Below are 26,000 nucleotides of genomic sequence, written 5' to 3'. Positions count from 1 at the left end.
CTCTAGCTATTGCCTTCCATAAGTCTTGCGACGCTTTCTAGCTCTTCGGTTCGAGCCCGACTCAAGCGATCCTTGCATTGGGCAATCAGTGCCCGCGTTCCCGTTCCGCCGCGGGCTATCCTGCCTTCGAACAAACATTGTTGGTCGAGATATTTGATCCAGTCCGTCTGCGATTCCTGCAACGGGCTAGAAAGCCAATCCCTCGCATCGCCGCCGTAACTTTCTTGCAAGTCGGACGTGTCTGCGACCCGTCGTGCGTGGGCGTAAGCGGCATCGACCTCCGCTCGCGCACCGTCGGCTCGCTCCTGCCAACATGACGTATAATCGAGGTTGGATTCGAGTCCGGAGCATGGACGGGCTTCAGTGGAGGCCGGTTGAGCGGCAGCAGCCAAGAGCAGCATCAACGACATCAGCATCATTCGCCCTCTCCCGTCCGCACGAAATGCACATAGTCGTAGGCGTCGATGAAGCCGTCGGCGGCGTCATCGGGATCGGCCTCGTCATGCTCCAGATAGAAGCGGCCCGTATCGCCATCCTTCACATAATAATTCGGAAAGCCGCAGTTGATCTCGGCCGCGAAGGAGGTGCGATAGCGCTCGACCAGCTTGCCGCGCCGCGTTTCGATATAGCCGGTCTTGCGATAGCCGCTGGCGTCGTCCGCATCTTCTGCGAGAAGATGCCAGGTGCCGGTCACCACCTTGTCGCTGTTCTTGCGCAGCCAGTCCTGCTCGCGCTTCCGTTCCAGCGCCTCGCCCGCCGGCGTTTGTTGCCAGCATGCGAGCGCCGGTTCGGCGGAAAGCAACAGGAGCGTTGCGCTGCAGACGGTAGCCCGGATCATTCGCCCGTCTCCTCCGCCGCCGGTTCGCTGCGATAGATTTTCGACACCTGCCGCGCCCACAGGATGATCAGCGCCAGCGCGCCGATCCACAGCAGATTCTCGGCCCACAGGGGCGCCCCCGTGCCGCCCTCGGACCCCATCCGCACCCCCTGCATCCGGTTCGCGCTGTAGCCGCACGCGCAGGACGCGGGCAGCAACAGCACCGAGATCAAAAGAAGGAGGAGCGGCTTTCGGGTCATTGGCCCTGCCCCTCGGGATAACCGATCACCTTGCCCTCGACGTAGCGCCCGGTCCAGTCGACGAGTTCGTAGCGTCCGTCCTTGCCGGACCGGCGCGATAGATAGAAGACGCCCTCGGCCTCCCCTTGCGGCAGGACGTAGATCAGGCACTGAACCCAGACGTCCATATACTCGTAGGAAACCGGATAGCTTTTCCCGTTCGCGCGCGTGACGCTGCCGCGGACGATCTGGCGTTCGAGGTGATTGGCTTCGGAAATATCCTCGATCCGAAAGCTGCCGGTGACCTGGCGCAGGTCGTCGCGTCCGGCGATGCGCTCGGCGGCAGTCGGCGCGGGCCGCCCGCTGACCGAACAAGCCGCCGCGTCGACCGAGACCAGCGCCGCAGCCGTGCCCAACGCCAGCATCGAGGCGCGCGCCAAATTCACTCCGCGGCTTCCGTCAGAATATCCCGGCGCATCGGCTCTTCGCTCACCATCGGCACGATGCCCAGCTTCGCGAACAGCGCCGCGTCCTTGCTGTCCCCCGCATTCGCCGTGGTCAGCAATTTGTCGCCGGTGAAGATGCTGTTCGCACCCGCCATGAAGCAGAGCGCTTGCGTCGCTTCCGACATGCTCTCGCGCCCCGCCGACAGGCGGACCATGCTCAGCGGCATCGCGATGCGCGCGACCGCGACGGTGCGGACGAACTCGATCTCGTCGATCTGCGCCAGCGGGGTGTCGGCGAGCATGTCGCCGAGCACGGTGCCCTTCACCGGCACCAGCGCGTTGACCGGCACGCTTTCGGGATGGCGCGGCAAGGTCGCGAGCGCGTGGATGAAGCCGACGCGGTCGGCGCGCGTCTCGCCCATGCCGACGATCCCGCCCGAACAGACGTTGATGCCCGCATTGCGGACCTCTTCGAGCGTGTCGAGCCGGTCCTGGAAGGTGCGCGTCGAGATGATATTCTCGTAATTCTCCGGGCTCGTGTCGACATTATGGTTATAATAGTCGAGCCCCGCGACCGCGAGCGTCTGCGCCTGGTCCTTGTTGAGCATGCCGAGCGTCATGCAGGTTTCCATGCCCATCTGGCGCACGCCCTCGATCATCTCGACGATCGCGGGCATGTCGCGATCCTTGGGGTTGCGCCAGGCGGCGCCCATGCAGAAGCGCTGCGATCCCGCATCCTTCGCCTGCGCCGCCGCCTGCAGCACCGCGCGCACGTCCATCAGCTTGGTCGCCTTGAGCCCACTGTCGGCGTGCTTCGACTGCGAGCAATAGCCGCAATCCTCGACGCAGCCGCCGGTCTTGATGCTGAGCAAGGTGCACAGCTGCACCTGCCCGCGCGCATGATGGCGGCGGTGGACGCCCTGCGCCTCCCACATCAGCTCGTCGAACGGCAGGTCGAACAGCTCGGCGATTTCCTCGCGGGTCCAGTCGGTACGGCTCTCAGTCACGCGATAGTCTCCAATGCCTGCGCCAGGTCGGCGATGATGTCGTCGATATGCTCGATGCCCACCGACACGCGCACGACGTCGGGGCCGGCCCCCGCCTGTGCCAGTTCGTCGGCGTCCAATTGGCTGTGCGTGGTCGATGCCGGGTGGATGATCAGCGAGCGCGTATCGCCAAGATTGGCGAGGTGGCTGAACAGCTTGACCGACGACACCAGCCGGACCCCGGCATCATATCCGCCCTGGAGCCCGAAGGTGAAAACCGATCCGGCGCGGCCGCCGAGATATTTGTGCGCCAGTTCGTGATACGGGCTTTCGCGCAGCCCCGCATAGGACACCCAGCTCACCGCCGGATGCGCCTGCAGCCATTTGGCGAGCGCGATCGCATTGCTGCAATGCCGGTCCATCCGCAGCGCCAGCGTCTCCATGCCGGTCAGCGCGAGGAAGGCGTTCATCGGCGCCAGCGCGGGCCCCAGGTCGCGCAGGCCCAGCGTGCGCGCGGCGAGGATGAAGGCGAGATTGCCGAATGCCTCGGTGAACTTCAGCCCGTGATACGACGCATTGGGTTCGCTCAGCGTCGGATATTTGCCGCCCTTCGCCCAGTCGAAGCTGCCCGCGTCGACGATCACCCCGCCGATGGCATTGCCATGGCCGTTGAGGAATTTGGTGGTCGAATGGACGACGATGTCGGCGCCATGCTCGATCGGGCGGCACAGGATCGGCGTCGCCATCGTGTTGTCGACGATCAGCGGCACCCCGGCATCATGCGCGACCTTGGCGATCGCCTCGATGTCCTGCACGACGCCGCCCGGATTGGCGAGGCTTTCGATGAACACCGCGCGTGTCTTGTCGTTGATCGCCGCGGCGACATTGCCCGCATCGTCGGCATCGACGAACTGCGTGTGCCAGGCCATCTTGCGAAAGCTCTGGCCGAGCTGGTTGAGCGACCCGCCATAGAGTTTCTTGGCCGCGACGATCTCGCAGCCCGGCTCCATCAGCGTGTGAAACGCCAGGAATTGCGCGGCATGCCCCGACGCCACCGCCAACGCCGCCTGCCCGCCTTCGAGCGCGGCGACCTTGCCTTCCAGCGCGCCGTTCGTCGGGTTCATGATCCGGGTGTAGATATTCCCGAATTCCTGCAGGTTGAACAGGCGCGCCGCATGATCGACATCGTCGAAGACATAGGATGCGGTCTGATAGATCGGGGTAATCCGCGCCTTGGTCGTCGGATCGGGAGCGGTCCCCGCATGGACCGACAGCGTTTCGGGCTTCTGTCCGGTCATGCGGCATCCTCCAGCGGCGGCATATTGTGGCCGAGCAGGCGCAGCACATCGGCCGCGCATTCGACGACGTTCGATCCGGGGCCATAAATCCCCTGCACCCCGGCGTCGCGCAGATAGTCGTAATCCTGCGGCGGGATGACGCCGCCCGCGATCACCTTGATGTCGGTGCGGCCGGCTTCGCGCAGCTTGCCGATCAGTTCGGGGATCAGCGTCTTGTGCCCGGCGGCGAGGCTCGACGCGCCGACGACGTCGACGCCGCTGTCGAGTGCCAGCACCACCGTTTCCTCGGGCGTCTGGAACAAAGGCCCCGACACGACGTCGAACCCCATGTCGCCGAACGCCGAGGCGATGATGTTCGCGCCGCGGTCGTGCCCGTCCTGCCCCATCTTGGCGACGAGCAGTTTCGGTTTGCGTCCCATGCGGCGTTCGACCGCCGCGACGCCGTCGAGCACCTGCTGCCAACGCGCGTCGCCCTCATAGGGCGCGGCATAGACGCCCTTCACCGGGGTCGGCTGGGTGCCGTAACGCTCGAAGCTTTCCTCCATCGCCGACGAGATTTCACCGAGCGTCGCGCGCGCGCGCGCGGCCTCGACGGCGTGCGCGAGGAGGTTGTTCTCGATCGACTGCTCGCCCGCCGCCGCATCGCGCAGCGCCTTCAGCGCGGCCTGGCACGCGGCTTCGTCGCGCTCCGCCTTGGTCTTGGCGATCCGCGCGATCTGCCCCTCGCGCACCTTGGCGTTATCGACCTCGAGCGTTTCGAGCAGGTCTTCGTCCTTGAGGCGATATTTGTTCACGCCCACGATCACATCGTCGCCGCGATCGACGCGCGCCTGCCGCGACGCCGCCGCGGTCTCGATCATCGCCTTGGGCCAGCCCGCCGCGACCGCCTTCGCCATGCCGCCTTCGGACTGGACGCGGTCGATGATTTCCTGCGCCGCATCGACGAGTTGCTGGGTCAGCGCTTCGACATAATAACTGCCGCCGAGCGGGTCGACGACCTTGGTCATCCCGGTCTCTTCCTGGATGACGATCTGGGTGTTGCGCGCGATACGCGCCGAGAAATCGGTCGGCAGCGCGATCGCCTCGTCAAGCGCGTTGGTGTGCAGCGACTGGGTGCCGCCGAGCATCGCCGCCATCGCCTCGATCGTCGTGCGCATGACGTTATTGTAGGGGTCCTGCTCGGTCAGCGACACGCCCGACGTCTGGCAATGCGTGCGCAGCATCTTCGACCGCTCGTCCTGCGCACCCAAATTGGTCATCGCGCGGTGCCACAGCACCCGAGCCGCGCGCAGCTTGGCGATCTCCATGAAGAAGTTCATGCCGATCGCGAAAAAGAAGCTCAGCCGCCCGGCGAACTTGTCGATGTCGAGCCCAGAGGCGACGCCATATTTCACATATTCCATGCCGTCGGCGATGGTGAAGGCCAGTTCCTGCACCTGCGTCGCGCCGGCTTCCTGCATATGATAGCCCGAGATCGAGATGCTGTTGAACTTGGGCATCTCGCGCGACGTGTAACCGAAGATGTCGCTGATGATCCGCATGCTCGGTTCGGGCGGGTAGATATAGGTGTTGCGGACCATGAACTCCTTGAGGATGTCGTTCTGGATCGTGCCGTCGAGCAATTTGCGGTCGACCCCCTGCTCCTCGCCCGCGACGATGAAGAAGGCGAGGATCGGGATCACCGCGCCGTTCATCGTCATCGAAACCGACATCTGGTCGAGGGGAATGCCGTCGAACAGGATTTTCATATCCTCGACGCTGTCGATCGCGACCCCCGCCTTGCCGACGTCGCCGGTAACGCGCGGATGGTCGCTGTCATAGCCGCGGTGCGTCGCAAGGTCGAAAGCGACCGACAGGCCTTTCTGCCCCGCCGCGAGGTTGCGGCGATAGAAGGCGTTCGATTCCTCGGCGGTCGAAAAGCCCGCATATTGCCGGATCGTCCACGGCCGCCCCGCATACATCGACGCGCGCACGCCGCGCGTGAAGGGCGCGAAGCCGGGTAGGCCGGGCTCCACCGTCACGTCCTCGGCCGTATAGAGCGGCTTGACGTCGATCCCCTCGGCAGTGTGCCAGGTGAGGTCTTTGCCCTTCACTTCCTTGGTCGCGGCGGTAGCCCATTGGTCGAGGGTGGGTTTGTCGGTCATATGCAGTCTCTTTTTATGTTCCCCGGCGCAAGCCGGGGTCCAGAAGTCATGGGCCCCGGCTTGCGCCGGGGAACACGGATTAATGATCGCCCTTCGGCGTCTCCATGATCTCGGTCAGCACCCCGCCCATATCCTTGGGGTGCAGGAAGAAAATCAGCGTCCCATGCGCGCCGATACGCGGCTCGCCCAGCACGCGCTTGCCCAGCGCCTCGAACGCGGCCTTGGCGGTGTGGATGTCGGGCACTTCATAACACATATGATGCTGCCCGCCCGCCGGGTTCTTCTCGAGAAAGCCCGCGATCGACGTGTTGCCGGGCAACGGCTCGACCAGCTCGATCTGCGTCCCGTTCAGCGCCCCGTCGACGCCGGGCGTATCGACGAAACACACCTTCACCCCCTGCTCGGGCAGGTCGAACGGTTCGTGGATCTTCGTCGCGCCCATCACGTCGCGATAAAAGACAATGCTGTCGGCGATCGACGGCGTCGCAACGCCGATATGGTTCAAACGTCCCAGTTTCATAAAGCCCTCGATATCCATCCCAATGTGATCGCGATCCCGATCGCGACGAAAAGCAAGGCCAGTCCCGCGACCAGCAACGCGGCGCCGCGTGCAACCGCAAAGCCGACGGGGTTGGCGTCGCGCGACAGGCCGCCGGCCAACCCGCTATCGACCATGCCGCTCGCGCTCCAACTCTGCGCCATCGCCCAGACCGCGCGCGCGACGACCCATGCGCCGATGGTCCAGCAGACCGAGATGGCGGCCCAGAGCCATTCCATCACGCCGCCTCAGCAACCCGGAACCTGATCGGTGCCGACCAGCGCATATTTTCCGTCCTTCAGCACATAGCGCTGCGTGAACGACCGCGTGCCGGTGTAACCGACGGTAAAGCTGTTGTCGGGTTCGGCGGCGACGATCCTGCCGTCATATTCGCCGTCCACCTGCCCGGTCCCCGCGCCCGAACTCATCGCGTCGGTGAAGCCCGCCCGGTCGACCGGGCCACCCGGCGCCAGTTCGGTCAGCGTCGCGGTGCTGATCGCGCAGCCCTGCCACACGCCGCCGCCCGAGGTGACCAGATAGGGGTATTTGCCGATTGCATCGCTGAACGCCCAGCCGGTCGCGGCATTGCCGACGGTGCCGACCGCACCAAGGTTCAACCATTCGCCGACCCGCTGCCAGCCGCCCTCGGCATCGCGCAGATAATGGACCGCGTTGATGCCGCCGTCGCTATGCCCCGCATCCTCCAGACTGCCGGTGCTGAGCAGCGCCCACAAATGGTCGCCGATCTTGTGCATCGCCACGGGGCGGAAATGATAGCTCCGCTCGTCGATCACCCGCACCGCGTCGAGGTCGCTCGACGAGGCCATCGGAGTCTCGAACGCCTCGACAAAGGCTTCGGCAAGATCGGGGGTCGCCTCGTCGGCGAGCTGGATCGGGAAAGCCCTGTCCGCCGCCTGTCCGGTGGCCGGAGCGACCAGCGCGAGCGCCAGCATGGGGAGAGCGAATTTCAACGTCATGAAGGCACCTTGCAAGACCGCATCAGCAACGAGAAATAGCGGAAATCCTTGTCGGAAAAACCCAAGCTCTTGCCGTCGATGGTCAACTCGCGATTGGCGATCACCGCCGCGTAAAGCGGATCGTCGGCGTTGATGAAGCCATGGATGCGACCATCGGTCAGCGTGCCTTCGAAAACGCGCGCCTCGACCGCGCCCGAGGACAGCGTCACGGGGTGGTCGCGCGTCGCCGCGACCGACACGCGGACAAAACCGCCCTGCGGCGAGCAGGTGATATAGGTGTCGCTGGCGATGTGATGCAGCCCGCTGGTGACGGTGACCGGGTCGCTGCCGCGCTCCCATTGGTCCGCGGTATCCTGGGCGATTGCGTTGGGCGCGACGAGACATGCGATAGCGGCGACAAGAAAGTCAATTCCTCCCCGCTTGCGGGGAGGTGGCAGCGCGAAGCGCTGACGGAGTGGGTTCGCGTCCTTGCGCAACGCCGCGTCAGGACGCCAGCCCCCTCCACCATTCGCTTCGCGAACGATCCCCCTCCCCGTTCCGGGGAGGAATTGGTTGGGGCGGCCAAGTTTCAAATCAAATCCTCATTACTGCCACAACGGCGCCGACGGAAACGAGCGAACCCATCAAGGCGCAAAATACAACATCGACCCAATAGCTGCGCGATCCATGCGGGACATTCTCCCATCGCATGTCCCGTCGGTTCCATGCTTGGCGCGTCCTAAAAGCTCTGGCGCCCTGCCAGAACCAGAAGATTGCAAAGACCAGAAGCGCAATCGCAGCGAGCCAATCCATAGTCACAGCGGAATATTGTCATGCTTCTTCCACGGATTCTCCAACTGCTTGTTCCGCAGCTTGCGCAGCCCCAGCGCAATCCGCTTGCGCGTATTGTGGGGATGGATGACCTCGTCGATATAGCCCCGCGACGCCGCGACGAACGGGTTCGCAAAGCGATCCTCATATTCCTTCGTGCGCTGCGCGATCTTCTCGGGGTCGCCGATGTCGCTGCGGAAGATGATCTCGACCGCGCCCTTCGCGCCCATCACCGCGATCTCGGCGGTCGGCCAGGCGTAGTTCAGATCGCCGCGCAGATGCTTTGACGCCATCACGTCGTATGCGCCGCCATAGGCCTTGCGCGTGATCACCGTGATCTTCGGCACCGTCGCCTCGGCATAAGCGAACAGCAGCTTCGCACCATGTTTGATGATGCCATTATATTCTTGCGCGGTGCCGGGCAGGAAGCCGGGTACGTCGACGAAGGTGACGATCGGGATTTCGAACGCGTCGCAGAAGCGCACGAAACGCGCCGCCTTCTTCGACGAATTGATGTCGAGCACCCCCGCGAGCACCATCGGCTGGTTCGCGACGATGCCGATCGTGCGCCCCTCGATGCGCCCGAAGCCGCACAGGATATTGCCCGCATGCGCCGGCTGCACCTCGAAGAAATCGCCCTCGTCGACCGTTTTGCGGATCAGCTCGTGCATGTCATAGGGCTGGTTCGCATTGGGCGGGATCAGCGTGTCGAGGCTCGGCTCGGCGCGGTCCCACGGGTCGTCGGTCGGGCGCTCGGGCACCCCGCTGCGGTTGTTTTCGGGCAGATAGTCGAAGAAGTCGCGCGTCGCGAGCAGCGCCTCGATATCATTCTCGAACGCGATATCGGCGACCGAGCTCTTGGTCGTGTGGGTGATCGCGCCGCCCAGTTCTTCCTGCGTCACCACCTCGTTGGTCACCGTCTTGACCACATCGGGGCCGGTGACGAACATGTAGCTGCTGTCCTTCACCATGAAGATGAAGTCGGTCATCGCCGGGCTGTAAACCGCGCCGCCCGCGCACGGGCCCATGATCAGGCTGATCTGCGGCACCACGCCCGACGCCAGCACGTTGCGCTGGAACACCTCGGCATAGCCGCCGAGCGACGCGACGCCCTCCTGGATGCGCGCGCCGCCGCTGTCGTTCAGGCCGATCACCGGCGCGCCGACCTTCATCGCATTGTCCATGACTTTCATGATCTTCTCGGCGTGGCGCTCGGACAGCGCGCCGCCGAAAACCGTGAAGTCCTGGCTGAACACATAGACGAGGCGACCGTTGATCGTGCCGCTGCCGGTGACGACGCCGTCGCCCGGTATCTTCTGATTTTCCATGCCGAAATCGGTGCAATTATGTTCGACATAGGTGTCGAGCTCTTCGAACGAGCCATGGTCGAGCAGCACGTCGAGCCGCTCGCGCGCGGTCAGCTTGCCCTTGCTGTGCTGCGCATCGATGCGCTTTTGCCCGCCGCCCAAAGCGGCGGCGGCGCGGCGGCGTTCCATTTCGGCGATATTGGCGGACATGCGTCTCTCCGGATAAATCGAATGCGCCGTCTGCGCCCACGGGGGCCGCGATGCAAATGCGAATTTGCAAAGTTGCAAAGTGACAGTTTGCAAAGTAGCCTGCGCCTTATGACCCCAACCCGCCTCTACGCTGGGCGACAACTTCGCCAACTTCGGGAAACCCGCGCGATCCGCCAGGCCGACTTCGCCGCGCAGCTCGGCATCTCGGCCTCCTACCTCAGCCAGATCGAGCATGACGACCGCCCGCTGACCCCCGCGCTGCTCGACCGGTTGCAACGCCTGTTCCCGCTCGAATGGGAAGAGGTTGCAACCGACACCGGCGACCGCCGCCAGGGCGCGCTGCGCGAAGCCGCCGCCGATCCGCTCTTCGCTGCAGCGCCCCTGCCCCCCGAACAGCTCGAACGCGCCGCGCTGCAACAGCCGCAGCTCGCCGACCAGTTCGTCGCGCTCCACGCCGCCTATCGCCGCGCGGGCCAGCGGCTGCAGATCATCGACGAGGCGCTGACCGGCGGCACCGCCGAGGGCAGCCGCCTGCCGTGGGAGGAGGTGCGCGACTGGTTCCACGACGCGGGAAACTACGTCGACAGCATCGACCGGGCGGCCGAAGTGCTTGCGGCGCAATTGCGCGGCAAATCGCCCTCGCCTGCGGTCGAGACGATCGAGCGGCGGCTGCGCGACGCGCTCGGCATTTCGATCGTCTATAACCAGACGCAGGCGCTGCGCGACTATGATGCGACGATGCGCCACCTGGTGATCGACCCGTCGCAGCCCGCCGAGAGCCGGCGGTTTCAGTTGGCGCACCAGCTCGCCGCGCTCGCGCTCGCGAACGAGATCGCGGCGGTGGTCGAGGCGTCGCCGCTGCGTACCGCGGCAGCGCGGCAATTGCTCCACGTCGGGCTGGCCAATTACGCCGCGGGCGCGGTGCTGATGCCCTATGCGCCGTTCCGCGCCAGCGCGCGCGCGGTGCGCCACGACATCGACCGGCTGCGGATGGATTATGGCGTCAGTTTCGAGCAGGCGTGCCACCGCCTCTCGACCCTCCAGCGCCCCGGCGCGCGCGGCATCCCGATGTTCTTCTGCCGCGTCGACATGGCGGGCAATATCACCAAGCGGCACAGCGCGACGCGCCTGCAATTCGCGCGCTTCGGCGGCGCCTGTCCGCTGTGGGTCGTGCATGAGGCAGCGGCGATCCCCGACCGCATATTGTTCCAGCTCGCCGAGACCCCCGACGGGCTGCGCTATGTGTCGATGGCGAAGGGGCTGGTCAAACCCTCGGGCAGCTATGCACGATCCCCACGCCGCTACGCCGTCGCGCTGGGATGCGAGGCGCAATATGCGGGCGAGTTCGTCTACGCCGACGGGGTCGATGTCGCCGCGCCGCAGGCGGCGACGCGGATCGGTTCGTCGTGCCGCATCTGCCCGCGCGACGATTGCGACCAGCGCGCCTTCCCGCCAAGCGACCGACCCATTTTGGTCGATCCGGACCGGCGCGACGTGGTGCCGTACCGGATCGGCTAGCCGGCGATCACCAGTTCCTCATCGAGGAAATCGAGGAAGGCCCGAATGCGCGCCGCGGCGCGGTCCTCGGGCGCGTAGAGCGCGTGGATATCCTCGCCGTCGCCGGGGTGATAATCGGGCAGCAATTCGACCAGCCGCCCCGCCGCGAGATCGGCGGCGACATGAAAATGGCCGTGGCGCGCAATGCCGCCGCCAGCGACCGCCATCTGGCGCACGAGGTCGCCCGAATTGCCGAAGAAGCTGCCGGGAACCGGTCGGTGGACGACGCGGCCACCAACAAGGAAGGGCCAGCTGTCGATCGAGCGGCGGAAGCTGAAACGCAGGCAATCATGTCCGTCGAGATCGTCGGGCGTGTGCGGGGTGCCGCGGCGCGCGAGATAGGCCGGGCTGGCGACCAGCACCATGCGACTGTGGCCGAGCTTCTTGGCGCGCAGGCTGGTGTCGCGCAGCGGGCCGATGCGGATCGCGATGTCGGCGCGTTCCTCGACCAGATCGACGATCGTGTCCGAGAGCGCGAGGTCGAGGATAATCTCGGGATAGCGCGCGGTGAAACGCGGCAGGATCGGCAGCAACGGCACCCCGATCGACGGCGATGCGTTAACGCGCAGCAATCCGCGCGGCCCCTGTTTCTCGCGGCCGAGGTCACTCTCAACCGTTTTGATCTCGGCGAGCAGCACGCTCATCCGGTCGCGATAGGCACTGCCTTCGGCGGTCAGCGCCAGCGAGCGCGTCGTGCGGCGGAACAGGATCGTGCCGAGCCGCGCTTCGAGCCGCGCGATGCTGCGGCTGACCGCCGAGGGGGTGAGCCGCAGCGCCTTGGCCGCCGCGGCGAAACTGCCGCCGCTCGCCACCGCCAGGAAGGTCTCGATATCGCCGAACCGATTATCCATCGCCATTCCTGATTTTGAATCACTTCTGAAGTGATAAGCGACATTCTAATCAACAATGAGCGGCGACGCTATCTTCGTCTCCATCAGCAGGCCTTTATACTAGGAGACACGTCATGGACCTCAAACTCAAAGGCAAGACCGCCCTCGTCACCGGATCGACCGCCGGCATCGGCTTCGCGATCGCCAAGCGCCTCGCCGAGGCGGGCGTCGAGGTCGTCATCACCGGCCGCAACCAGGCGAAACTCGACGAGGCTGCGGCCGAACTAGCGGCGGCGGGCAATATCCGCCCCGTGCTGGCCGATCCCGCGACCGCCGAGGGCGCCGCAGACTTGATCGCCGCGGTTCCCGCGGTCGATATCCTCGTCAACAACCTCGGCATCTATGAAGCCAAGCCCTTCGCCGAGATCAGCGACGCCGACTGGCACCATATTTTCGAGGTCAATGTCGTCAGCGGCGCGCGGTTGTCGCGGCATTATTTCCCCAAGATGCTCGAGAAGAACTGGGGCCGGGTGATCTTCATCGCGAGCGAAAGCGGGCTGCTGCCCCCCGCCGAGATGATCCATTACGGCATGACCAAGACCGCGCAGTTGACCATCGCGCGCGGGCTGGCCGAGCAGACCCGGGGTAGCGGCGTGACGGTCAATTCGGTGCTGCCGGGACCGACGCGGTCCGAAGGGATCGTCGATTTCATCCAGTCGGTGGTGTCGAACCCCGACGCGCCCGAAGCCGAGCGCGAAACGGCCTTTTTCGAAGAGCTGCGCCCGCTGTCGCTGATCCGCCGCCTGATCGACGCCGACGAGATCGGCGCGATGACGGCCTTCCTCGCAAGCCCGCTGGCGGCGGCGACCAACGGCGCGGCGATCCGCGCCGAAGGCGGGATCGTTCCGACGATTGCGTGATGGAAACGCCCCTCCCGCTTGCGGGAGGAGTTGGGGGAGGGCGTGTCCAAAGACGCCTACCTTTGGAAGGAAACAGGCCCTCCCCTAACCCCTCCCAATAAATGGGAGGGGGATTTTCAGACCTTCACAATCCCGCGCCCGATCAAATCATGCGCCGTCGCGAGGATCGCTTCCTCGGGCGGGCGCATCGTCCAGCCGAGGCGCTGCATCGCATGCCTGCTGTCGCCACCGCGGACATTGCCGAGTTCGGCGACGACCTGTTTGAGTTCGGGCCGGACGATCGCCAGCGCCTTGAGCAGCCAGTCGGGCATCTTGCGCGTCGGCACCTTGCGTGCCTGTTCGCCGAGATTGGCGGTCAGGATGTTCGCGACATCGACGAATTTCAGGAACGGCCCCGAGCAGACGAAGCGTTCGTCCCGGATCCCCTCGGCCGTCAGCGCGCGATAATGCATGTCGGCGACGTCGCGCACGTCGATGATACCGAAGCCGACGTTGGGGCACATCGGCACCTTGCCTTCGAGCAATTGCTTCACCACCTCGATCGAGGTCGACAGATCGTCCGAGAGCAGCGGCCCAAACACCGCTGCCGGATTGACCGAGACGAATTCCATATCGCCGCCCTCGGCCGCGACCCAGTCGCGCGCTGCGCGCTCGGCGACGGTCTTGGAGCGCGGATAGGGCATGACCTCGGGGTTATCGAGATTGCTCCAGTCGGCCTCGTTATAGAGGTCGCGGCCCTTGCCATGCCCATAGGCGACCGCCGCCATCGACGAGGTCAGGACGAAGCGTGTCACCCCGGCAGCGCGCGCGAAACGCAGCGCCATGAGCGCCCCCTCGCGCGCCGGGATCACCAGATCGTCGGCCTGTTTAGGAACATCGAGCGGAAAGGGCGACGCGACATGTGCGACATGTGTGCAGCCCGCCACCGCCTCGGCCCAGCCCGCATCATGTTCGAGGTCGGCGGCGAAGAAGCTCAGCTTGCTGTTGTCGACATCGAGCCAGCCGCGGACCTCGGCCTCGCGTTTCAAGCTGCGCACTGTCGTGTGGACGTGCCAGCCGTTTTCGATCAGCTGTCGGATCAGGAAGCCCGCGATATACCCGCTGCCCCCGGTGACCAATACCGTGCCCGCCATGCGCCCCTCCCCTCGCTTGTCGCAAAGAGGATAGCACCAGCCGTTCCCCGGCGAAAGCCGGGGTCCATTGCGACTTCCGGGCCCCGGCTTTCGCCGGGGATCACAGCATTATTTCAGCAGCACCAGTTCCTCGGCCATGCTCGGGTGCAGCGCAACGGTGTTGTCGAAATCGGCCTTGGTCAGTCCCGCCTTCACCGCGATCGCCGCCGCCTGCAAAATCTCGGGCGCGTCGGGGCCGATCATGTGCAGCCCGACGACCTGGTCGGTCGCGGCATTGACCACCATCTTGTACAGCGCGCGCTCGTTACGGCCGGCGAGGACATTCTTCATCGCGCGGAAATCGCTGGTATAAACGCGTATGCTGCCCAGCTTGTTGCGCGCCTCGGCTTCGGTCATGCCGACCGCGCCGATCGGCGGGTGGCTGAACACCGCGCTCGGGACATTCTGATAATCGACCACGGTCGGCTTGCCGCCGAACACGCTGTCGGCAAAGGCCTGCCCCTCGCGGATCGCGACGGGCGTCAGCTGGATGCGATTGGTAACGTCGCCAACGGCATAGATGCTCGGCACCGAGGACTGATTGCTTTCGTCGACCTTGATCGCGCCATGGTCGTCGAGGTCGACGCCGACCTCCTCCAGCCCGACCCCCTTGGTGTTCGGCACACGCCCCGCCGCGACGAGCACCGCATCGGCGACGATCGGCTCGCAGCCGCCCAGATGCACGGTCAACGTACCGTCGTCATTCTTGACGATCTTCTCGAAAGGCGCGTTGAACTTGAAGTCGATGCCCTTGGTCATCGAAATCTGCAGCAGCCGGTCGCGGATCTGCTCGTCGTAACCGCGCAGGATCGTGTCGCCGCGATTGACGATCGTCACCTTGCTGCCGAATTCGTTGAAGATGCCGGCGAATTCATTGGCGATATAGCCGCCGCCTGCGATCACCACGCGCTTGGGCAAGTTATCCAAGTGGAACACCTCGTTCGAGGTGATCGCATGCTCGCTGCCCGGAAACTCGGGAACATGCGGCCAGCCGCCGGTCGCGACGAGGATGCGTTCGGCGGTCAGTTCGGTGCCGTCGGCAAGCCGCACCTTCTGCGGCCCCGCGATCGTCGCGCGCGTCTTGAAGACGGTGACCTTATGGTTTTCGAGCGTCTGGCCATAGAGGCCTTCGAGCCGCGTGACCTCCGCCTGGACATTGTCGCGCAGCCGGTCCCAGTCGAATTTGCAGTCGGGGACGTCCCAGCCGAAATGGCGCGCATCCTTCAGGTCCTCGGCGAAATGGGCGCCATAGACGAGCAGTTTCTTGGGCACGCAGCCGCGGATGACGCAGGTGCCGCCGACGCGATAATCCTCGGCCACCGCGACGCGCGCACCGTGCGACGCGGCGATGCGCGAGGCGCGTACCCCGCCCGACCCAGCGCCGATGACGAAGAGATCATAGTCGAAATTGCTCATGGACGGCCCCTGAAGGATGGTGGCTGCACTTCGCAGCGAGCGCCTATGTGGTTACGCGGCGGCAGCTTGCCAATCGAATTTTACGCTCAGACTGTCCAAACTCGTCATTGCGAGCGAAGCGAAGCAATCTCCAGCTATCGACCACGCGCAAGGCCGATGGCTGGAGATTGCTTCGTCGCCTTCGGCTTCTCGCAATGACGAAGGCTATTCCCCCAGCGCCGCCGCCATCAGCGCCTGTGTCGCGGCGTCGAACTCGACGGTGCCTTCGGACAGGCCCTTGGCCATTTCCTTGCCCAGTTCGACCCCGAACTGGTCGAAGGGATTGATGCCGAGCAGCACCGCATTGGCAAAGACGCGATGCTCGTAAAAGGCGATCAGCGCGCCGAGGCTGCGCGGGGTGACCTGGTCGAGCAGGATCGTCGTCGACGGCCGGTCGCCGGGGTAGTTGCGCGCGCCGTCGCTGCTCGCGCGCCCGGTCATCAGCGCCGCGCCCTGCGCGATGCAGTTGGCGACGAGCGTTTCGTGATGCGCCTCGTCGAGCAGATGATCGGGCTCGCGCGCGACGACGAATTCGACGGGGATCAGGTGGGTGCCCTGATGCAGAAGCTGGAACACCGCATGCTGCGCATCGGTGCCGACTCCGCCCCAGGTGATCAGCGCGCTCGCGCGGTCGAGCGGCTTGCCGTCCAGCATCACGCCCTTGCCGTTCGATTCCATTTCGAGCTGCTGGAGATAGGAGGGCAGCAGGCGCAGCCGTTCGTCATAGGCGAAGACCGCGCGCGTCTGGCAGGCGAGGCGGTTGGCGTAGATCTGATCCGCAAAGGCGGCGAGCAGGCCGACATTGTCGGCGCCGTCGCACAGGCGAAAATGGCGGTCCATCTCGGCTGCGCCCTCGAGCATGTCGGCGAAGGCGTCCCAGCCGAGCGCCAGCGCGGCCGGAAAACCGATCGACGACCAGAGCGAATAGCGTCCGCCGACCGATTCCGCGAAGGGCAGGATGCGCGTCTCGTCGACACCCCACTCCATCGCGCGTTCGGGCATCGCGGTGAGCGCGATGACGCGCCCGAACGGATCGGGCACCCCGGCCTCCTCCAGCCATTGCAGCGCCGAGGCGGCGTTGAGCAGGGTTTCGGTCGTGGTGAAAGTCTTCGACGCGACCGCGATCAATGTGCAGGCCGGATCGAATTTGGCGAAGGCCTCGTCGAGCGCGGCGCCGTCGACGTTCGAGACGACCGCGACATCGTAGCGCGACCCGCCGCGCCCCAAGGCATCGACGAGCAGGTCGGGGCCGAGCGCCGACCCGCCGATGCCGATATGCAGCAGATGGCGGATCTCGCCGAACGCACCGGCCTCGATCGCGTCGATCAGCATCCGCATCCGCTGGTGGAGCGCCTGCGCGCGGTGGACGGATTCGGGCGCGCCGTCGCCGCGTTCGGCACTATGTTCGGCGGCGCGGTCCTCGCTCGGGTTGGCGACGCCGCCCGCGAACAGGGTCTTGCGGCGTCCGCCGAAATCCTGCGCAGCCGCGAGGTCCGACAATATGGCGATCGCGGCGTCGTCGAGATGGGTCTTGGCGAAGTCGAAGCGGATGTCGGCGACATTGCGGACCAGCTTGCCCAGTCGCGCCGCGGGGTCGGCGGCGACGAGGTCGGTCAGCCGCTGCGGCTGCCAGTCGGCGAGCGCCTGCCAGGCTTGATCGGATCGGGTCATATATCGAACTTCCCTCTCTCCGTTCGTGTCGAGCGAAGTCGAGACACCCCGAAGCACGGCGCCAGGCCGACGGGCATCTCTACTTCGTTCGATGCGAACGGGATGAATAATGGCTCAATCCATAGGTCCGCGCTGCCGCGCACGCCAGTGCCATCCGCCGATATTTGCTTGCGCGAAGACCTATTCATCGCCAAATGCCGCGCCATGACCGACGCCAGCCTGACCGCCAATACGCCGCCCCCCGCCGGCCCCGCGAACCCCACGCCCGCCCCCGCTCCGATGAGCGCGAAGGAAGAGGCGATCGACACGGTGCGCTTCCTCGCCTGGTTGGCGATCGCGGTGCTGATTTTCCGCAGCTTTTTCCTGTCGCCGTTCAATATTCCGTCGGAATCGATGCAGCCACGGCTGCTGATCGGGGACTATCTGCTCGTCAACAAGATGGCCTATGGCTATTCGAAATACAGCCTGCCGTTCAGCGTGCCGCTGATCCCCGGGCGCATCTTCGCCAAGACCCCCGAGCGCGGCGACGTCGTCGTGTTCAAGGCGCCGCCGGTCAACGACAATGATTATATCAAGCGCGTGATCGGCCTGCCTGGCGACACGGTGCAGGTCCGCGACGGCATCGTCTGGCTCAACGGCAAGCCGCTGCCGCGCGAAAAGATGGCCGATTTCGTGATCCCGGTGACCGCGAACATGATCGACGCCGCGCGCAACGAAGGCACCCTGCCCTGCTTCGCGATGCAGTTCGAGGAAATCGCCGCCGACGGCCAGCGCCAGTGCCGCTATCCGCAGTTCAAGGAAACGCTGCCGAACGGCAAAAGCTATGCCGTGCTCGACATCATGAGCATCGCGCAGGACAATACGACGCTCGTCACCGTGCCCGAGGGGCATTTGTTCCTGATGGGCGACAACCGCGATCGCAGCGCCGACAGCCGCTTCCCCGCCCAGGAAGGCGGCGGCATCGGCCTGGTCCCCGAGGAAAATCTGGTCGGCCACGCGCTGGTCGGCATGTTCTCGACCGATGGTTCGGCAAGCTGGATCAACCCGATCAGCTGGTTCACCGCGGCGCGCTGGGAGCGCATCGGGGAAGGCTTTTGAGCGGCGCCTCCGCCGACACGATCGCAGCCATCACCGGGGCCGAACCACGCGACCTCGGCCTCTATCATGAGGCGCTGACCCACGGCAGCAGCGGCGCTGCCGATTATCAGCGGCTCGAATATCTCGGCGACCGCGTGCTCGGCCTCGTCATCGCGTCCGAACTCTTCCGCCGCTTTCCCAGGGCGACCGAGGGCGAGCTGTCATCGCGTCTCCATGTGCTCGCCTCGGGCGAAACCTGCGCGCGGATCGCGCAGGGGCTCGACCTCAACGCGCATGTCCGCTTCGGCACGCAGGCGATCGGCGACGGCGGGCGGTACAGCGACAATATCGCCGCCGACGTGCTCGAGGCGCTGATCGGCGCGCTGTGGCTCGACCATGGCGACGAGCCCGCGCGCGCCTTCATCGTCAAGCACTGGGGCGAGATGATCGACGGCCAGGTGTCGGCGCCCAAACACCCCAAGGCGGCGCTGCAGGAATGGGCCGCCGCCAAGGGCCGCAAGCCCCCCGAATATCGCCTGATCCGCCGCGAAGGCCCCGACCATGCCCCGCGTTTTCGCGTCGGAGTGATCGTCGGCAAGCTCGCCGAGGCCGAAGGCGAAGGCGCATCGAAACAGGCGGCTGAAAAGGCCGCGGCGATCGCGATGCTCGCGATCCTGGAAGGATTGAAAGAATGACCCATCGTTGCGGTTTCGTCGCGGTCGTCGGCGCGCCGAATGCGGGCAAATCGACCATCGTCAACGCGCTCGTCGGCCAGAAGGTCGCGATCGTCAGCCCCAAGGCGCAGACGACACGCACCCGCCTGATGGGCGTCGCCATGGACGGCGAGACGCAGATCGTGCTGATCGACACCCCCGGCATTTTTGCCCCGACCCGCCGGCTCGACCGCGCGATGGTCGCCGCGGCGTGGAACAGCCTCGACCAGGCCGAGGCGATCCTGGTGATGATCGATGCCGCGGCAAAGCTCGGCGAGCGCGCCGAACGCGTTCTGCAAGGGATCGAGGGGCGGCCCGAGAAGAAATTCCTGGTCCTCAACAAGGTCGACCTGACCAAGAAGGACAAGCTGCTGACCATCGCGACCCAGCTCAACGAACGGGTCGCGTTCGACGAAACCTTCTTCATCTCGGCGAGCACCGGCGACGGGGTTCCCGAACTCAAGGCGACGCTGGCGGCCTTGATGCCCGAGGGACCCTGGCATTTCCCGGAGGATGAGGTCAGCGACGCCCCCGAACGGATGCTCGCCGCCGAAATCACCCGCGAGCAGCTCTATCGCCAGCTCCACGAGGAACTGCCCTACCAGTCGACCGTCGAGACCGAGAAATTCACGACGCGCAAGGACGGCAGCGCCGAAATCCACCAGCAGATTCTGGTCGCACGCGACAATCAGCGCGCGATCATCCTCGGCCACAAGGGTGAGCGGATCAAGGAAATCGGCAGCAAGGCGCGCGCCGAGCTCGCCGAATTGCTCGGACGCAAGGTGCATCTGTTCCTGCATGTGAAGGTGAAGGCAAACTGGGACGAGGACCGCAGCGTCTATCGCGACATGGGGCTTGATTGGGTGGATTGAGGCGGGGCCATGCCCAGCGACCCGTTGAACACACCCGGCACCCGTCCTCGATCAATATTCCTCAATGGGATAGCCTTGGGCGTCGTAGCGATCACGCTGACACTGATCCTGGCCTGGGGCTATATTTCGGCAACTGGCGTAGAAACGGTTGTTCGCGGTACGGTCGTTCGTATCGAGCAAATCGGGACGAGGCAATTGCAGACCCGTACTGTCGTGCGGCTGGCTAATGGGTAAGAAGCCGTCGTGCTGCTGCCTAGCCGAACAAATTGCAGCACTGGATCGGCGATCAGGATCATTCAGCGCGACAACTCCCTCGGCCGGACTTTTCACGCCGCACTGGTGGCCTGCGCCAACTGATAAAATGCTGATCCGAGCATCACCCGAGATTGAATGGCGCGGATCAATATTTGTCGCTAATCGATCTGCAGCCGCTTCGATCAAGGGGAAAAATCTTGCAACGACCGCCGTCGATCATCCTTTTTGAGCGCTTCTTCTGGTCGTCGACCTTGGTCAGCATCGTAACCACCTTCATCACCTGGAACGAGATGGCGACGGCGTTCGACCGCGAGGCCGGCGTCGGCCGATCAAGCGGGTCGTTCGGCGTGGTCTTTGTCATCCTCGTGATCAGCTTGGCGATCGTTTTCGCGCTCTGGTACGCCATTGCGCGGCGCGGCAGCAACGTCGCGAAATGGATTTACGTCGTGCTGACCGCGATCGGTGCGCTGCAGACAATTGCCGGGCTGTTCAATCCCGACGGGTTGGGGACATTGTCGCTCGCAGGCTCGCTGCTTTCGACCGCGCTTTCGGTCGCGTCGGCAGCCGTGCTGTTCCGCGCCGACGCCGTCGCATGGCTGTCCGGCAAGCCACCCGTCGACCCCGGGATTTTCAGCTGACGCGCTAAATCCGCCGACAATCATTCGGCGGCGGTTGCCCATCGAACCGTTCACCGATCCAGCCGATCGTTTCTTGGGCGCTGTCGCGCGCCGCGTCGACATGGCCTCCGGTCATGTCGATCCAACGCAGCGCCGTGCCGCGCCGGCAGACGGACTTGGCGAATTTGCGCGTCACCGCGGGCGCGATGATCGTGTCCTTGCTGCTTTGCGCGATGAGCAGCGGGCCGGGAACGCGCGCGGCGTCGACGCTGTTGGCGCGGGCGAAGCTTCCCCACGGCTCGATTTTGGCGACATCCTTGTTCTTCGTCGCGCGCACGATGGTCAGCACGCCCAGGATCGTGCCGAGCTTCGGCTTCTTTTCCAGGCTGATGCAGTTGTTTTCCGCCAGCCGATGGATGATGCCCTGGTTCGTACGGTTGGCGACGCCGTCCATCGAATAGCCATAAAGCGTCGACCAGCTGTGCAGCGTGAAGGACAGCAGCAAGGCGCGCGCATTCTTGTCGCTGCCGTCGCGCAAATTGGCTGCGAGATCGGTCGGCGGCGCGGCTGCGGCGGTCGCGACGAGGTTCAGGTCGGGGGCGTAGGAGCGCGCCGTGATCGCGGTCCACAGCGCGGCGTGCGCACCCTGCGATTCGCCCCACACGGCAAAGCTGTTGCCCGCCGCCGCGCCGGGGATCGCCCGCGCCGCGCGCACCGCGTCGAGCACCGAATTCGCGGTATCGGGGCCGACGAGGAACGGATGCATCGTCGGGCTCGCGAGGCCGATATAATCGGGCGCGACAACGACATAGCCCTGCCGCACCGCATCGATTCCAGCCGTCACGGCAAAGAAATTGCTGCTTAGCGACGGCGCGCATTTCTCGGCCACGCCCCAGGCGCCGTGGGTCCAGGCGATGACGCGGCGCGGCCGCGGCGGCACCGCCTCGCGCGGCGCGGCGACGAGTCCGGTGACGCGCAGCCGTTCACCCTTCTGGTTGGAGGTCCAATATTGCACGCGCCACGCCTGCACCCCCGGCGGCGTATCGACCATCGGCTCGGCGGATATCAGGCTGCCCGCCTGCTGCGCGGCGGCGGGGACGGCGAACGAGGCTGCGAGGAGCAACAGTAAAACCCATAAACGACGCATCGGACACCTCCCGGTTGGGCGCATCCTATCATGACTTCCGGCGGGCGGGAACCGCACGGAGGAGCGAATAATATCTGCGCTTTTCTCCCGCAAAAACGTCATGCAGCGGTAATATAACAATATTGGTGACGATATTTTCGCGATGTCACCAAATAAAAGTCCGCGCCAGACATGCTGCATGATAATCATCACCATCCGCATCTTGCGGCACAACAGGGGGAGTATCGATCATGTCGCCCAATAGTCCCGTTCCCGTTCCACCGTCCGAAGTCGCGATCAAGCTGCCGCAGGACCAATATTGCCACGCCGAAGCGCCCACCGAATGGTGGTGGCACACCGGCACACTCGTCGCCGGCGACCGCGTTTTCGGCTTCGAGATCAACGCCGCGAGCTTCGCGCCGCTCGCCTTTACCGAAATCATGCTGTCCGACGTCGCGAACCAGATCCATTATCAGAGCACCGCGACCCACACCCCCGGCGAATGGGCCGAAACCGACCCGAGCAAGGACTGGTACGTCAAACTCGGCAATCCGGGGATCGATCATGACTGGGCGTGGATGACCGCGCCGCAAGCCGACCCGTCGAACATGACGGTCAAGGCGCAGTTTCAGGACGAGGGGACGGGATCGACGATCCTCTTCGACCTGGTGATGGCGCAGCAGGGTCCGCCGCTGATCGTGTGGGGCACAGGGTGCAATCCGACCCCGGCGAACCCCGGCGGGGTGAAGACCAACAATTATTATTACTCGTTCACGCGGCTCCAGGTCAGCGGGTCGGTGGCGATCGGCGATACGGTGTTCGCGGTCACCGGCCAGACGTGGATGGACCATGAATATGGCCTGTTCGGTTCTTCAGCGAACCCCATCCTGTGGTATCTGCAAGACATGCAGCTCGACAATGGCATCCATATCTCGAGCTATATGACGGTCAGCGCCGAGACCCCGCCGCAGGGCGGCCAGCCGCACCAGTCGAACGCGACGATCCAGTTTCCCGACGGCACGACCTATTTCCTCGAGGATTGCATCACGACTCCCGGCGAAGCGACGTGGGCCGCGCCGAACGGACAAGTCTTCTTTCTCGAATTCCTCGTGCAGATCCCCGATTTCGACGCGGCGATCACGATCACCTCGTCGATCCCCGATCAGGTCTTCGACGCCTTCAACGCCAATGTCTATGAAGGCGTCGCGACCGCGGCGGGGACGTTCGCAGGGCAGTCTGTGACGGGAACGGCGTGGAACGAGCAGCGGCCTTAGGGGTCCACCAACCCGTCATTGCGAGGAGCGTAGCGACGCGGCAATCCAGAGCGGTGCAAGGCCGCTCTGGATTGCTTCGCTTCGCTCGCAATGACGAGGTTTACTATTCCGCCGCGGCCTTCTTTGCGGGCGCCTTTTTCTTGGCCGCCGGCTTCTTCGCCGCCGCCTTCTTGGGCGCCGCCTTTTTCTTGCCCTTTGCAGGCCCCTTCGCGGCGCGCGCGTCGATCAGCGCGATCGCTTCCTCGAGCGTCAGCGCGGCGGGTTCCATCGACTTCGGCAAGGTCGCGTTGGTCGTGCCGTCGGTGACATAGGGACCGAAGCGTCCTTCCATCAGCTTCATCTCGCCGCCGCTCGTCGGGTGCGGGCCAAAGGTATTGAGCGGTTCGGCCTTGGTGCGCCCGCGCCCGCCGCCCGCCGCCGCTTCGGCGATGCGGACGACCGCGGCGTTCATGCCGATGTCGAAGATTTCGGCAGTGCCGGTCAGCTTCGCATATTTGCCGTCATGGAGCAGGTACGGGCCGTAGCGCCCCAGCCCGGCCATGATGACCTTGCCGCTTTCCGGATGGACGCCGACCTCGCGCGGCAGGCTCAAGAGCCGCAGCGCATAGTCGAGGTCGAAATCCTCGCCCGGGATGTCCTTGGGGATCGACGAACGCTTCGCCTCCTTGCCGTCGCCGAGCTGGATATAGGGACCAAAGCGTCCGCTGCGCTTGGTCACTTCCAGCCCGGATTCGGGATCATTACCCATCGTCTCGGGCCCCGTATCGGCGCCGTCGCTGCCGCCCGGCTGCGCGAATTTGCGCGTGAACTTGCAGTCGGGATAGTTGCTGCATGCGATGAACGGCCCGAACTTGCCGCCGCGCAGCGCCAGCTTGCCGGTGCCGCAATTGGGGCACAGCCGCGGATCGCTGCCGTCGCCCTTGTCGGGGAAAAGATAAGGGCCGAGGAATTCGTCGAGCGCCGCGGTGATCTCCGACGGCTTGAGTTCCATCACCTCGCCGGTGCGCGGCTTGAAGTCGCGCCAGAAGGCATCGAGCACCGCCTGCCACTGCGCGCGGCCGCCCGACACATCGTCGAGCTCTTCCTCGAGCCCCGCGGTATAGTCATATTCGACGTAGCGGGTGAAATAGCGTTCGAGAAAGGCGGTGAGCAGCCGCCCGCTCTCTTCGGGCATGAAGCGGTTCTTCTCGACCGTCACATAGGCGCGGTCCTTCAGCACTTGGAGGATCGAGGCATAGGTCGACGGGCGCCCGATGCCGAGTTCCTCCATCTTCTTGACCAGGCTCGCTTCCGAATAGCGCGGCGGCGGCTGGGTTTCGTGGCTTTCGACCTCGACCCCGGTCTTGGCCGGCGCATCGCCCTTCGCCATCGCGGGCAGCAGGCGCGCATCGTCATCGTCGCCCGCGTCGTCGCGGCTTTCGTCATAGAGTGCGAGGAAACCGGGGAATTTCACGACCTGCCCGGTCGCGCGCAGCATCGTCTTGCCGGTGCCGTCGCTGAGGTCGATGCTCGTGCGTTCGAGGCGTGCCGACGCCATCTGGCTCGCCATCGCGCGTTTCCAGATCAACTCATAGAGTCGGCCATGGTCGCCGCTGCCGGCCTTGTCCTTCGAAAAATCGGTCGGACGGATTGCTTCATGCGCTTCCTGCGCATTCTTCGCCTTGGTCTGATACTGGCGTGGCTGGTCGGGGACATAGCCGCCGTCGTAGCGCGTCGCGATCGCCTTGCGCGCGGCGCTGATCGCGCTGCCGTCCATCTGGACGCCGTCGGTACGCATATAGGTGATCGCGCCGTCCTCGTAGAGGCCCTGTGCGATGCGCATCGTGTGGCTCGCCGAGAAGCCGAGCTTGCGCGCGGCTTCCTGCTGCAGCGTCGACGTCGTGAAGGGCGGCGGCGGGTTGCGCGTCAGCGGCTTGGTCTCGACATTCTCGACGGTGAAATGCCCCGCCTTCACATCGGCCTCGGCGGCGCGCGCATCGGCTTCGCTGGTGATCGTCAGCCGCTCGATCTTGTCGCCGCGCCAGCGTGCGAGGCGCGCCTTGAACGGCGTGCCCGACATTTCGAACAGGCCGGTGATCGACCAGTATTGCAGTGCAACGAATGCTTCAATCTCGCGCTCGCGCTCGACGATCAGCCGCAGCGACACCGACTGGACACGCCCCGCCGACTTGGCGCCGGGCAGCTTGCGCCACAGCACCGGCGACAGGGTGAAACCGACCAGATAATCGAGCGCGCGGCGGGCGCGATAGGCGTCGATCAGATCGTCGTCGAGCGCGCGCGGCGCCGCCATCGCGGTGAGCACCGCGTCCTTGGTGATCGCGTTGAAGGTGACGCGGTCGACCTTCGCCGGCAGCGCCTTCTTGCTCCGCAGCAGTTCCTGCACATGCCAGCTGATCGCCTCGCCCTCGCGATCAGGGTCGGTCGCGAGGATCAGGCGCTCGGCACCCTTCGCCGCGTCCTGGATTTCCTTCATCCGCTTCGTTTTATCGGGATACAGCTGCCACTGCATCGCGAAACCGTCGTCGGGATTTACCGACCCGTCCTTGGGCGGCAGGTCGCGAACATGGCCATAGCTGGCCAGCACCTTGAAATCGCGCCCGAGATATTTCTCGATCGTCTTCGCCTTGGCGGGCGATTCCACAATAACCAATTGCATGTAAAAGCGTTGTCCTGCTGTGCCTCACGTATG

The 26,000-nt window shown here is 65.0% G+C and carries 26 protein-coding genes; 7 read left to right on the top strand and 19 right to left on the bottom strand.

Going from position 1 to position 26,000, the window contains the following annotated elements; genetic code table 11:
* Positions 1 to 2 precede the first annotated feature (2 nt).
* The 12 genes from AC3WS4_RS12055 to AC3WS4_RS12000 form a co-directional block, all read right to left on the bottom strand.
* The gene (locus tag AC3WS4_RS12055; protein ID WP_492738441.1) at positions 3 to 419 is read right to left on the bottom strand and encodes a lysozyme inhibitor LprI family protein; all 417 of its coding nucleotides are present in this window, start codon (positions 417 to 419) and stop codon (positions 3 to 5) included.
* Positions 416 to 838: a hypothetical protein gene (locus AC3WS4_RS12050; protein WP_492738443.1), complete on the bottom strand. Its 423-nt coding sequence runs from the start codon at positions 836 to 838 to the stop codon at positions 416 to 418. Before AC3WS4_RS12050 ends, AC3WS4_RS12055 begins: the two co-directional genes overlap by 4 nt.
* Positions 835 to 1,077, bottom strand: a complete 243-nt coding sequence (locus AC3WS4_RS12045; protein WP_492738445.1) for a hypothetical protein — start codon at positions 1,075 to 1,077, stop codon at positions 835 to 837. The genes AC3WS4_RS12050 and AC3WS4_RS12045 overlap by 4 nt, the downstream gene beginning before the upstream one ends.
* Positions 1,074 to 1,502 (bottom strand): hypothetical protein, encoded by a 429-nt coding sequence (locus tag AC3WS4_RS12040; protein WP_492738447.1) that lies wholly within the window; start codon positions 1,500 to 1,502, stop codon positions 1,074 to 1,076. Before AC3WS4_RS12040 ends, AC3WS4_RS12045 begins: the two co-directional genes overlap by 4 nt.
* A complete protein-coding gene (gene bioB / locus AC3WS4_RS12035; protein ID WP_492738449.1) occupies positions 1,499 to 2,509 on the bottom strand; it encodes a biotin synthase BioB in 1,011 nt (336 codons plus the stop codon). The genes AC3WS4_RS12040 and bioB overlap by 4 nt, the downstream gene beginning before the upstream one ends.
* Complete coding sequence (locus AC3WS4_RS12030) at positions 2,506 to 3,786, bottom strand: O-acetylhomoserine aminocarboxypropyltransferase (protein ID WP_492738451.1); 1,281 nt, start codon at positions 3,784 to 3,786, stop codon at positions 2,506 to 2,508. Before AC3WS4_RS12030 ends, bioB begins: the two co-directional genes overlap by 4 nt.
* Positions 3,783 to 5,930 (bottom strand): methylmalonyl-CoA mutase, encoded by a 2,148-nt coding sequence (gene scpA / locus AC3WS4_RS12025; protein ID WP_492738453.1) that lies wholly within the window; start codon positions 5,928 to 5,930, stop codon positions 3,783 to 3,785. Before scpA ends, AC3WS4_RS12030 begins: the two co-directional genes overlap by 4 nt.
* A 79-nt stretch (positions 5,931 to 6,009) precedes the next feature.
* Positions 6,010 to 6,450 carry a methylmalonyl-CoA epimerase gene (gene mce / locus AC3WS4_RS12020; protein WP_492738455.1) on the bottom strand — a complete coding sequence of 147 codons (441 nt, stop codon included), beginning with the start codon at positions 6,448 to 6,450 and terminating at the stop codon, positions 6,010 to 6,012.
* Positions 6,447 to 6,707: a hypothetical protein gene (locus AC3WS4_RS12015; protein WP_056347704.1), complete on the bottom strand. Its 261-nt coding sequence runs from the start codon at positions 6,705 to 6,707 to the stop codon at positions 6,447 to 6,449. Before AC3WS4_RS12015 ends, mce begins: the two co-directional genes overlap by 4 nt.
* 9 nt (positions 6,708 to 6,716) lie before the next feature.
* Entirely contained in the window at positions 6,717 to 7,445 is a 729-nt protein-coding gene (locus tag AC3WS4_RS12010) for a hypothetical protein (protein WP_492738457.1), read from the bottom strand.
* Positions 7,442 to 8,017 (bottom strand): hypothetical protein, encoded by a 576-nt coding sequence (locus AC3WS4_RS12005; RefSeq protein ID WP_492738459.1) that lies wholly within the window; start codon positions 8,015 to 8,017, stop codon positions 7,442 to 7,444. The genes AC3WS4_RS12010 and AC3WS4_RS12005 overlap by 4 nt, the downstream gene beginning before the upstream one ends.
* 222 nt (positions 8,018 to 8,239) lie before the next feature.
* Positions 8,240 to 9,772 carry an acyl-CoA carboxylase subunit beta gene (locus AC3WS4_RS12000; RefSeq protein ID WP_492738461.1) on the bottom strand — a complete coding sequence of 511 codons (1,533 nt, stop codon included), beginning with the start codon at positions 9,770 to 9,772 and terminating at the stop codon, positions 8,240 to 8,242.
* A gap of 108 nt (positions 9,773 to 9,880) precedes the next feature.
* Between AC3WS4_RS12000 and AC3WS4_RS11995 the strand changes: the two genes are divergently transcribed.
* Positions 9,881 to 11,290 carry a helix-turn-helix domain-containing protein gene (locus AC3WS4_RS11995; protein ID WP_492738463.1) on the top strand — a complete coding sequence of 470 codons (1,410 nt, stop codon included), beginning with the start codon at positions 9,881 to 9,883 and terminating at the stop codon, positions 11,288 to 11,290.
* On the opposite strand, the gene AC3WS4_RS11990 is transcribed toward AC3WS4_RS11995, so the two are convergent.
* On the bottom strand, positions 11,287 to 12,180 hold the full coding sequence (locus AC3WS4_RS11990; RefSeq protein ID WP_492738465.1) for a LysR family transcriptional regulator: 894 nt from the start codon (positions 12,178 to 12,180) through the stop codon (positions 11,287 to 11,289). The two genes, AC3WS4_RS11995 and AC3WS4_RS11990, sit on opposite strands and share 4 nt — an antisense overlap.
* A 113-nt stretch (positions 12,181 to 12,293) precedes the next feature.
* On the opposite strand from AC3WS4_RS11990, the gene AC3WS4_RS11985 reads away from it, so the two are divergent.
* Positions 12,294 to 13,079, top strand: coding sequence for an SDR family NAD(P)-dependent oxidoreductase (locus AC3WS4_RS11985; protein ID WP_492738466.1), 786 nt, complete (start codon positions 12,294 to 12,296; stop codon positions 13,077 to 13,079).
* Between the two features lie 116 nt (positions 13,080 to 13,195).
* Here AC3WS4_RS11985 and AC3WS4_RS11980 read toward each other — a convergent pair whose 3' ends face one another.
* From AC3WS4_RS11980 to pgi, 3 genes are all read right to left on the bottom strand, one after another.
* Positions 13,196 to 14,212, bottom strand: coding sequence for an NAD-dependent epimerase/dehydratase family protein (locus AC3WS4_RS11980; RefSeq protein ID WP_492738468.1), 1,017 nt, complete (start codon positions 14,210 to 14,212; stop codon positions 13,196 to 13,198).
* Positions 14,213 to 14,320: 108 nt separating this feature from the next.
* A complete protein-coding gene (gene gor / locus AC3WS4_RS11975; RefSeq protein ID WP_492738470.1) occupies positions 14,321 to 15,667 on the bottom strand; it encodes a glutathione-disulfide reductase in 1,347 nt (448 codons plus the stop codon).
* A gap of 204 nt (positions 15,668 to 15,871) precedes the next feature.
* Positions 15,872 to 17,377, bottom strand: coding sequence for a glucose-6-phosphate isomerase (pgi, locus tag AC3WS4_RS11970; RefSeq protein ID WP_492738472.1), 1,506 nt, complete (start codon positions 17,375 to 17,377; stop codon positions 15,872 to 15,874).
* 279 nt (positions 17,378 to 17,656) lie between these two features.
* On the opposite strand from pgi, the gene lepB reads away from it, so the two are divergent.
* From lepB to era, 3 genes are read left to right on the top strand one after another with little or no spacing between them, the layout of a single operon-like run.
* Positions 17,657 to 18,475, top strand: coding sequence for a signal peptidase I (lepB, locus tag AC3WS4_RS11965; RefSeq protein ID WP_056348481.1), 819 nt, complete (start codon positions 17,657 to 17,659; stop codon positions 18,473 to 18,475).
* A complete protein-coding gene (gene rnc / locus AC3WS4_RS11960) occupies positions 18,472 to 19,149 on the top strand; it encodes a ribonuclease III (RefSeq protein ID WP_492738474.1) in 678 nt (225 codons plus the stop codon). Before lepB ends, rnc begins: the two co-directional genes overlap by 4 nt.
* On the top strand, positions 19,146 to 20,039 hold the full coding sequence (gene era, locus AC3WS4_RS11955) for a GTPase Era (RefSeq protein ID WP_492738476.1): 894 nt from the start codon (positions 19,146 to 19,148) through the stop codon (positions 20,037 to 20,039). The genes rnc and era overlap by 4 nt, the downstream gene beginning before the upstream one ends.
* Before the next feature lie 51 nt (positions 20,040 to 20,090).
* Here era and AC3WS4_RS11950 read toward each other — a convergent pair whose 3' ends face one another.
* The gene (locus AC3WS4_RS11950; RefSeq protein WP_492738478.1) at positions 20,091 to 20,480 is read right to left on the bottom strand and encodes a hypothetical protein; all 390 of its coding nucleotides are present in this window, start codon (positions 20,478 to 20,480) and stop codon (positions 20,091 to 20,093) included.
* 11 nt (positions 20,481 to 20,491) lie between these two features.
* Between AC3WS4_RS11950 and AC3WS4_RS11945 the strand changes: the two genes are divergently transcribed.
* Positions 20,492 to 20,932 carry a hypothetical protein gene (locus tag AC3WS4_RS11945; protein ID WP_492738480.1) on the top strand — a complete coding sequence of 147 codons (441 nt, stop codon included), beginning with the start codon at positions 20,492 to 20,494 and terminating at the stop codon, positions 20,930 to 20,932.
* Between the two features lie 4 nt (positions 20,933 to 20,936).
* Here the strand turns inward: AC3WS4_RS11945 and AC3WS4_RS11940 are convergent, their stop codons facing one another.
* The gene (locus tag AC3WS4_RS11940; protein WP_492738482.1) at positions 20,937 to 22,034 is read right to left on the bottom strand and encodes a lipase family protein; all 1,098 of its coding nucleotides are present in this window, start codon (positions 22,032 to 22,034) and stop codon (positions 20,937 to 20,939) included.
* 254 nt (positions 22,035 to 22,288) lie between these two features.
* Between AC3WS4_RS11940 and AC3WS4_RS11935 the strand changes: the two genes are divergently transcribed.
* Entirely contained in the window at positions 22,289 to 23,311 is a 1,023-nt protein-coding gene (locus AC3WS4_RS11935) for a lipocalin-like domain-containing protein (RefSeq protein WP_492738484.1), read from the top strand.
* Positions 23,312 to 23,414: 103 nt separating this feature from the next.
* Here AC3WS4_RS11935 and topA read toward each other — a convergent pair whose 3' ends face one another.
* Positions 23,415 to 25,967, bottom strand: coding sequence for a type I DNA topoisomerase (gene topA, locus AC3WS4_RS11930; RefSeq protein ID WP_492738486.1), 2,553 nt, complete (start codon positions 25,965 to 25,967; stop codon positions 23,415 to 23,417).
* Positions 25,968 to 26,000 lie beyond the last annotated feature (33 nt).

Source organism: Sphingopyxis sp. EU05-FHT14B03 (assembly GCF_058790875.1).
This window is presented reverse-complemented; position numbering and strand designations above follow the sequence as displayed.